6 protein-coding genes and 1 tRNA gene are annotated in these 6543 nt (G+C 38.9%); 2 read left to right on the top strand and 5 right to left on the bottom strand.

Annotated elements, in window-relative coordinates:
• Positions 1 to 44 precede the first annotated feature (44 nt).
• From IEX94_RS19900 to IEX94_RS17005, 5 genes are all read right to left on the bottom strand, one after another.
• On the bottom strand, positions 45 to 194 hold the full coding sequence (locus IEX94_RS19900; protein ID WP_268239603.1) for a thiol-disulfide oxidoreductase DCC family protein: 150 nt from the start codon (positions 192 to 194) through the stop codon (positions 45 to 47).
• 359 nt (positions 195 to 553) lie between these two features.
• Positions 554 to 1447, bottom strand: a complete 894-nt coding sequence (locus tag IEX94_RS17020) for a GNAT family N-acetyltransferase (RefSeq protein WP_188859145.1) — start codon at positions 1445 to 1447, stop codon at positions 554 to 556.
• 316 nt (positions 1448 to 1763) lie between these two features.
• Positions 1764 to 1836: transfer RNA gene (locus IEX94_RS17015), tRNA-Val, on the bottom strand.
• A gap of 75 nt (positions 1837 to 1911) precedes the next feature.
• Positions 1912 to 2106: a YjfB family protein gene (locus tag IEX94_RS17010; protein ID WP_188859144.1), complete on the bottom strand. Its 195-nt coding sequence runs from the start codon at positions 2104 to 2106 to the stop codon at positions 1912 to 1914.
• 191 nt (positions 2107 to 2297) lie between these two features.
• Positions 2298 to 2579 (bottom strand): hypothetical protein, encoded by a 282-nt coding sequence (locus IEX94_RS17005; protein WP_188859142.1) that lies wholly within the window; start codon positions 2577 to 2579, stop codon positions 2298 to 2300.
• 209 nt (positions 2580 to 2788) lie between these two features.
• On the opposite strand from IEX94_RS17005, the gene IEX94_RS17000 reads away from it, so the two are divergent.
• On the top strand, positions 2789 to 4528 hold the full coding sequence (locus IEX94_RS17000; RefSeq protein WP_188859140.1) for an ABC transporter ATP-binding protein: 1740 nt from the start codon (positions 2789 to 2791) through the stop codon (positions 4526 to 4528).
• Complete coding sequence (locus IEX94_RS16995; protein ID WP_188859138.1) at positions 4518 to 6347, top strand: ABC transporter ATP-binding protein; 1830 nt, start codon at positions 4518 to 4520, stop codon at positions 6345 to 6347. Before IEX94_RS17000 ends, IEX94_RS16995 begins: the two co-directional genes overlap by 11 nt.
• Positions 6348 to 6543 lie beyond the last annotated feature (196 nt).

Here is a 6543-nt window from a genome sequence, read left to right as displayed (position 1 = left end):
TGTATAAAATTTAACTTAGATGTGTCCATGAAACTATACTAGCATCAAACATCCAAAGGTAACTGGTGTTTTTTCAGTAAGGTTTGACCAACTTCACCTTGCAATGAAGCAAATTTGAAGTAATCATACGACTCTCTTTTAATGATATACTGAATGCTTTTATTACAAAAATTACATACCCCATCGAATAGTATTATGGCTCCTAAGTTCAGCTGTCCTTCTTGTAGAAAACTTTATTTCCCGACACCATTTTATATTCTGAATTTTAATTATATTGTACCAAGAAATGGTGCTAATGTCATTCAAAAGCACCTAAATTTCGTACAAATAAATGTACCTTTATTCAGTTCCAGATGCCAATGTTGGCGTCCAACAAAACAAGGCGAATTAAAACAAGTTTTATATTGGTTATCATAAGCATTCTACTGTATGCCAAACACCATGTAACCGTCAAGTAAAAATGAAAACTTTTCGCTAAATAATTTTGGACCTAAATTAACTTAAATTGTAATATTAAATAAGATTTACCTAACATAATAATAGAGATCAATATTCAGTTTACTCCTGATTTGTCTAGAGTTTTTTCGAAAAATGTAAGTTGATGCTCAATCTGAAACCCCAGTCTTTTATATAGACGAATCGCCTTCGAATTGTCAGATTGGACACATAGAGTAACTTCTTCTATGGATGGAAATGTAAAAAGCCATTCTAAACCTTTTGCAAGAAGAGAAGTTCCCAAACCTTTGTTACGCACCAGCGGAGTTACACCAAAAAATTCAATACTTCCTTCTCCAAACTCTGGCTCTGCCTCAGTGTAAAGATATCCTGGTAAATTACTATGTTCGTCTACCGCACCAAAAACAGTCGATGTTTCACTCAATCCATCTACCATTTCAGTACCAGTTAGGTAAGAATTCGGAAAAATTTGGTTGTGCAACTTTATCAATGAATTATAATGTTCACTTATTAGCGGGATTACATTGTCATTATTTACTCTTCTAAAAGATTGTTTGGAACAAGTTAAAATGGTCTCTTTACTAACAGAATCAAAAGAATATCTATTAGCCAAATCAACTACCATTAAATTATGATTATCAGGAAATAAGGAGACAGTCTGTATGGTATTCGGAATTTCTTTAATAGTTGATTCCCATAACAAATTAGATACCTTTAATGCATCTGCGCGGTCTACGAATGGTCCCCATATTTCGGCTTTTCCCCTTTCGTTATCAGCATCAAACCCACAGACTCCAACAACCTTATCGCTTTCCGTTGCTATAAAAAATGATTCACGTGCAGGTATATCTCCAAAGTCTTCCTCCAATGTATTAAAAATTTCATCCATCTTTTTCCCACAATAACCAATATGGTGTTCTAAATTTGAATTTAATCTGGAAATAAAGGCTGCAACATCTGCTAGTTTCGGATGACGTTGAATCTTTATCATATGAAAACCTCCCAAACTTTATAAAATGTAAGTATTTGAATCAGTTATGTCGACTAACCTATGAAAATCAGACCTTAAACAAGCGCTATTTAAGGTTGTATAATTGGAGATAAAGCTTCTTATGCTCACATCATCCCAGACGAACCGGAATGAAGCCGAAGAAATATTCGAAGATGTATTACAGTCGAGAAGAAAATGAGGTTGTTAGCAAGGTTTTAACAATTGGTAAAATTTAGGGGCATTCGGAATCTGTTACACTTAAAACAAAAGGTCTGTACCTCTTGATATACAAGGGATACAGACCTCTATTCTATAGTGATTCCGATTGGGCTCGAACCAACGACCTCTACCCTGTCAAGGTAGCGCTCTCCCAGCTGAGCTACGGAATCGTTATTTTCAACTGCAAGATTTAGTATATAACAAATTTACATTTCTCGCAAGCAAAATTTACATTATTATTTATTTTATCCTTGAATATCAATCATTCCACCTAAATGCGGATGGCTTGCATTCGGTGCACTTACGCTCTCACCCATCATTTCAAGCATATCTTCCGCCTGAACTTTTCCTGTGTCCATCATCATTTTCATTACTGAAAGGCTTGCTTGCTGCTTTACTTGATATTGGCTTAATACCGTAGAAAGTTTTGCAATATCCATTTTCCTACCCCTTTCTCTCTAAATCCTTTAACTCTATCTATCATACCATATCTATGAAAGTTTCCAAGTCTCTCTTTCTATCAATTTGACAGCTAGGAGTAAACGAGAAGCTCCAACTGTATCGAACCATCTACCCTGTTAAAATATCTCTCTTCCAACTGAGCTATGAACCATCATTCTAATCGTATAGTTTATGTACTGACGTGCATTTTTTGCATAGAATTAAGCATTCTGTACCCTTTATTGCCTATTGCTGAAAATGTTTTTACATACAAAGGAGATAAAATCATGAGCGTGAGCGTTACTAGTAATCCATCAGACATTAAATCTATAAAAGTCCCATTAATCACAATGATGGATAGTAAAATCAAAACAATCAGGAGATAAACATAATCATATCTCATTTGTTTAAAAATAGGAGGTTTCATGTAAATAATACAGAAAATACCCACCATTACTAGCATGAATGCCATTTTTTCACCACCTTTTTCTAGTGTCGGAATACTTGTATTGTAAACACATTATTTGACTCACAGTTTAACTTAAAAAAACGGAAAATCAATCATCTCCAAACACCCCCACAAAACTTCGACACCCGAAATAAGATACTGGATAATTACCTACTAACACATTATAATAATTAAATAATTGTTATTATTTTACTTACTTGGAGGGTCAGCGTTTGAAAAATGTTTTTTCCTTTTTAAAACCATATAAAACATCCATTATTTTAGCATATATTTTTATGTTTTCTGAACTTATGATTGAGCTTCTCCTCCCTCTCTTTCTCGGTCTCATGATTGATCAGGGGGTGCTACAAGAAGATGTTGGGAAAATTACGATGTGGGGAGGAATCATGATTGGACTTGCAGCTTTATCCCTTATCGTTGGAGTGTTGAACTCATTCTACTCTTCTCATGTCAGTTTCGCCTTTGGTTTTGATTTGAGACAGAAGCTGTTCGCCCGCATCCAATATTTTTCCTTTAAAAGCTTAAGTAATTACCCTACTTCTGCACTTGTGACACGATTTACGAACGATATCCGCCAGATTCAAAATATGATCTTCATGGCGCTTCGTATTATGGCAAAAGCCCCGTTCCTTGTGCTTGGTGGAGTGACGATGGCATTTATTGTAAATGCTCGCCTTGCAATGATCTTTCTTCTGACCGTGCCTTTACTCATTCTCTTTTTATTCCTCGTGATGAAGTATGCTAGTAAGATGTTTTCTAAAGTACAGGCGAATGTCGATCACGTCAACCGAGTCATGCAGGAGAATCTTGCAGGTATGCGGATTATTAAAGCGTTTGGACGCCGGAATTTTGAAGAGATGCGTTTCATGGGGGCAAATAACGACCTTGCGATTTCGACAAAAAGGACTTTCCGTTTTGTGGAATCCACGATGCCTATCCTTTTATTTATTATGAACTTGAGCCTTATCTTCATCATATGGTTCGGAAATATCCAGTCGCTCGCCGGGAATGCTGCGGTTGGAGAAGTTGTTTCTATCGTCAATTATGCACTCCGGGTGGCGATGGCGATTTCAATGTTCTCCTTTATTATCATCATTCTTTCGAGGACAAAAGCATCGGCAGAACGGGTGAATGAAGTGCTGACATTAGAAAATGAAAGTGAATCAGAATATGAAGTAGATAGAACGCATGATAACATTGAGATTAAGGACGGTACAGTGGAATATCGCAATGTATATTTCCAATACCCTGCTTCAGATGAAATTATTTTGAACGATGTTTCTTTCACCATCCAATCAGGAGAAACCCTTGCGATTATGGGTGCTACCGGATCCGGGAAAACATCAATATTCCAACTCATGCCTCGGCTATATGATCCAACTAAAGGAAAGGTGCTAATTGACGGTCGGTCTATTGATTCCTATCCCTTCGATACCTTAAGGGATAGTATCGGATATGTGCCACAGAATCCGCTCCTTTTCACCGGAACCGTTCGGGATAATATCGTTTGGGGAAAAATCGGTGCGACTGACGAAGAAATGATACAAGCTGCGAAAGATGCACAGATTCACGATACAATCATGAGTTTACCAAAACAGTATGACACGAGAGTCGGGCAAAAAGGTGTGAATCTCTCCGGCGGGCAAAAACAGCGGATTTCGATTGCCAGGGCGCTGATCCGGAAACCGAAGATTCTCATGCTTGATGATAGTACTAGTGCCCTTGACCTTGCTACGGAAGCTAGATTGCTTGAGGCTATTGAAGCATACAACTGTACAATAATGATCATTACTCAAAAAGTTTCCACAGCAAGGACTGCAGATCGGATTCTATTAATGGATGAAGGTGAAGTGCTCGCAGTGGGGACTCATAATGAATTGATTAAACAATCCAGGCTCTATCAACAGATCGTAGAATCTCAGCACGGAAAGGAGTATGCACATGTCGAATAAGGACTGGAAGGCTCCCTTCCACTACGAGAAAATAAAGCTTGATTCCGTCCAGATTGATAAAGACAAACGGGCGAAAAATATGGGGGCTACCCTAAAAAGGATTTGGGCATATCTCTCCCGGCAGAAAGGGATGCTTTTTCTCGTCATCTTAATGGTGATATTTAGTTCTGGTCTCGGTTTACTCGGTCCCTATCTTATTGGAATGGCAATTGATGATTATATTGTGACCCAGGAAACAAACGGACTTGGAACACTGCTTGTCGGCTTGATTTTTGTTTTCCTTTTTCATTCACTTGCTATTTTCTTACAGAACTTCTGGATGATTGGAATTGCCCAGAATACGGTTTTTGACTTGCGAAAGGATTTATTTGAACAGTTCCATCGACTGCCGATTTCTTATTTTGATAAACGTCAGCACGGGGAATTGATGAGCCGGTTAACAAATGATATTGATAACGTCAATAACACACTCAATCAATCGGTAATCCAGATTTTCTCGAGTGTTCTGACGCTTGCTGGTACGCTAATTGTTATGCTGATACTCAGTCCCATTTTAACGGTTGTCACGCTCGTTATTGTCCCTCTTATGTTTTACGCGATGAAATGGATCACTTCCCGGACCGGGCCGCTCTATAAACTACAACAAAAGCATCTCGGGGAAGTCAATGGTTATGTAGAAGAAATTGTTTCCGGCCAGCATGTTGTAAAAACATATTCCCAGGAAGATAAGGTCATTCGGGCTTTTGAAACACGAAATGCGGAACTGAAGCGGACTGGTTTCTGGGCGCAGATGATTGCCGGTCTCACTCCGAAGATCATGAATATGCTGAATTTCTTAAGCTTCGGGTTAATTGCTCTTGCTGGTGGCTTGCTTGCGATCTATAGTAATCAAGAACTTGTCACAGTCGGGATTATCGTAATCTTCACCGAATATGCTAGACAATTTACCCGTCCTCTGAATGAGCTTTCCAACCAATTCAACATCCTTCTCTCCGCGATTGCCGGTGCGGAGCGGGTCTTTAATGTAATGGATGAGGAAAAAGAAGAACGAGACGAAGAAAACGCAAGAGAGCTAACTGAAACGGCGGGACATGTAATATTCGATGAAGTCCAGTTTGCTTATGAAAAGGAAACTATCATCGATCGGGTAAGCTTTGAAGCGAAACCTGGAGAGACGGTTGCTTTTGTCGGACACACGGGTGCCGGGAAAACGACGATTATTAATCTTATTTCACGTTTCTATAATTATGATGCAGGGAAAATTACACTGGACGGCGTTGATATTAAAGATATTACAAGGAGCAGTTTAAGAAAACAGATGGCATTCGTTTTGCAAGATACATTCCTTTTCCACGGAACAATCCGGGAAAATATCCGTTACGGAAAGCTTAATGCAACGGATAAAGAAGTTGAGCAAGCTGCAAAAGATGCGAATGCCCATGATTTTATCACGAAACTTCCAAATGGATATGACACGATTCTTGATCAGTCCGGAAGCGGCATTAGTCAAGGACAGAAACAATTACTCACGATTGCCCGCGCGCTGATTGCGAGTCCTTCTATTTTGATTTTAGATGAAGCGACAAGTAATATTGATACAATTACAGAACTAAAAATCCAAGAAGCTCTTACACGGCTTATGGAAGGAAGAACGAGCTTTGTTATTGCACACCGGCTAAATACTGTTAAAGAAGCAGATACAATCATCATGCTCGAATACGGCAAAATCATTGAAAAAGGAAGTCATGATGAACTCATTAAGCAGAAAGGCGCTTATTACAACCTTCATGAAAGCCAGTTGCTCGAACAAGCAAACTAAGGATTAGAACAAGCCCTTCCTACGTGGTACTATAAAGTTAACATCTTAACCTTCGCAGCTTGAACAATAGATCTGAAGCGACTATCACTTTCATTCAGCGTAAGTGTGTGCAACTTACTTCTGGAGGTTCGCAGTCCAGACACCTCTCGCTTTCCGCAGGCGGCTGGTGAGCCTCCTCGGGCTGGCGCCCTGCGGA

Origin of the sequence: Oceanobacillus indicireducens (assembly GCF_014647195.1) — a bacterium.
GTDB lineage: Bacteria > Bacillota > Bacilli > Bacillales > Amphibacillaceae > Oceanobacillus > Oceanobacillus indicireducens.
The sequence above is the reverse complement of the archived record's forward strand: the minus strand, read 5'-3'. Positions and strand labels throughout refer to the sequence as shown.